This is a genomic window from Actinoplanes oryzae, from assembly GCF_030757795.1.
Lineage (GTDB): Bacteria > Actinomycetota > Actinomycetes > Mycobacteriales > Micromonosporaceae > Actinoplanes.
The window spans coordinates 1-2229 of sequence record NZ_JAUQWH010000329.1; the positions used below are offsets into that span (position 1 = coordinate 1).

A 2229-nucleotide genomic window follows, 5' to 3' on the forward strand; every position below is an offset into this window, starting at 1 on the left:
GCAGGTCGGGACGGCGGCTGATCTCCACCCACATGCGCGACGGCCGGTCGGCGCGGGTCCAGACGACGGCCGAGTCCGCCAGGGCGTCGCCGCTCTGCACGCCGTGGGTCAGGAGCGGGCGGGCCTTCCCGGCCGCGAACGCCGGTGCGCCGGACAGGACGGGCAGGGCACTCAGGGCGCCGCCGGCCAGTCCCGCCCGCAGCAGCGTGCGTCGATTGATCGATGTCATGCCGCCGGTCTATCGGCGTGACATGAACTCCTGGTTATCTCCCGCTCAGAGGCGGGGGAACCAGAGCGCAAGCTCGCGCTTCGCGCTGTCCGGGCCGTCGGAGGCGTGCACCAGGTTCTCCCGGTTGGACAGCGCGAGATCGCCGCGGATCGTGCCGGCGGCGGCCTTGCGCCCGTCCGTCGACCCGATGAGCGCGCGCACGACGGCGATCGCCTCGTCGCCGGAGAGCACGACCGCGGCCAGCGGGCCACTGGTCATGAACGCCTTCAGCGGCGGGTAGAAGTCGCGCTCCACGTGCTCGGCGTAGTGCTGGTCGGCGAGCTCGCCGTCCATCGTGCGCAGCTCCAGCGCGTCGATGGTCAGGCCCTTGCGCTCGAAGCGGCCGAGGATCTCACCGAGGAGGCCGCGGCGGACCGCGTCGGGCTTGACGAGCACGAGGGTGCGCTCGGCGGGGCTGTCGGACACGGGTGGAGCCTCCTGTTGCAATCTGACACGCCGATTTTCCTCGTCAGCCTATCGGCTGTTCTTTTCTCCCGGCCGCCCGCCCGGGAGTTTCGCATCGGGCTACTTTCCTCCGTCGGGCGACTCTACGTAACCTGACGGGACATGCTCCGCTTTCCGGTCATCCGCCGGACGCGGACTCGTCAGGAGGTCACAAAGTGGCGAATCCGAACGGCCGTCCCGTCGCGCAGGCGCGCAAAGTCGTCGCCATCGTGGTCGGCAGCATCGCGGCCTTCGTGATGGTGTTCGGCCTGGGCATGGGCAGCTGGGCGATCGTGGTCCTCGGCCTGGTCATGCTGGTCCTCGCCTTCGTCGTCGGCACGGTCACCGTGGCCCGCCGCGGCGCCCGCGCCTGGATCGCGGGCAACGCCCAGGTCAAGGCCATCTCCGACCCGCCGACCACCTCCATCTACGGCCGCGCCGAGCTGCTCATCCTGGTCATCGCCCCCGGCCTGTCCCCCACCGAGGTGACCGTCCGCGACCCCCGGGTGCCCGTCTCCAAGTGGCCGCTGGTCGGCGACATGGTCCCGGTCACCGTCGACGTCGACGACATGCGCCGCGTGAAAATCAACTGGGACGAGGCCGAGACGCGCGAGGCCACGGTCAGCAACACCCCGCCGCGCTACTACGACGAGGACCTCCCCGACGACGACCTCCTGGGCGGCGAACCCGAGCCCCCGCCCTGGGTCACCCGCGACCGCACCTGGGGCCGCGGCCCCGACGAGCCGCCCCCGCCGCCCCCGAGCCCCCACACCCTCGCCGACGACGACATCCCCCCGCCGCCGCCCCCGGCCGCAACGTCGGCCGCCTCGGTGATAGTCCGCGACGACCCGGGCGGCCCGATACTGGAAGGCCAGCTCGTCGGCGCGGACGTCGACCCGTACGGCCGCACCCTCCCCCACCGCGCCCGCACGGCGACCGCCACGGCCCCACCCCCCGGCGAGGAAGACCCGGACCCCACCACTCCCGACCCGGCCCCGTCTTCCCCCGCCGCGCCTACCGCTTCCTCTGCGGACGCCGCCCCTTCCACCGCGGCCGCCCCTTCCACCGCGGCCGCTGCACCCTCCGCGACCACCACTGAGCCCGCGGCACCCTCCGCTGCCACCCCCGCGGGCGCCGCTTCCGCCGCCCCGCCTCGCACCAAGCCGCGCCCGCACCCGCATCCCACCCGTCCGGAGTCGGCGCCCACCTCGCCGGCGTCGGCACCCACCTCTCCTGCGGCCGCCGCTGCTGCGCCCACCTCTCCCGCGGCCGCCGCTGCTGCGCCCACCTCTCCCGCGGCCGCCGCTGCTGGGGCCACCGCAACGTCGTCGCCCACGCCGGTCCCGCCGGTGTCGGAGCAAGCCGCCCGCGTAGCCCACGACGACATCGACCTCCCCCTCGACGGCGACCCCGACCCGGCCCCGGAGACCCGCCCCCGCACCGAGCCCTCCCTCGCCGCGGGCATCGTGGCTCCCCCGGCCGAAGACCACCCCGACCGCCCGTCGGACCGCTTCGCT

At 74.2% G+C, this 2229-nt stretch carries 3 protein-coding genes; 1 reads left to right on the forward strand and 2 read right to left on the reverse strand.

Annotated features, from left to right (window positions below):
- Nucleotides 1-229: PhoD-like phosphatase N-terminal domain-containing protein (locus RBH18_RS43660; protein ID WP_306216405.1), on the reverse strand; the 229-nt coding region annotated here is incomplete at its 3' end.
- A 45-nt stretch (nucleotides 230-274) separates the two neighbouring features.
- The gene (gene ndk, locus RBH18_RS43665) at nucleotides 275-694 is read right to left on the reverse strand and encodes a nucleoside-diphosphate kinase (RefSeq protein WP_306216406.1); all 420 of its coding nucleotides are present in this window, start codon (nucleotides 692-694) and stop codon (nucleotides 275-277) included.
- Nucleotides 695-888: 194 nt separating this feature from the next.
- Here ndk and RBH18_RS43670 point away from each other — a divergent pair.
- On the forward strand, nucleotides 889-2229 hold a 1341-nt coding region (locus RBH18_RS43670), incomplete at its 3' end, for a hypothetical protein (protein ID WP_306216408.1).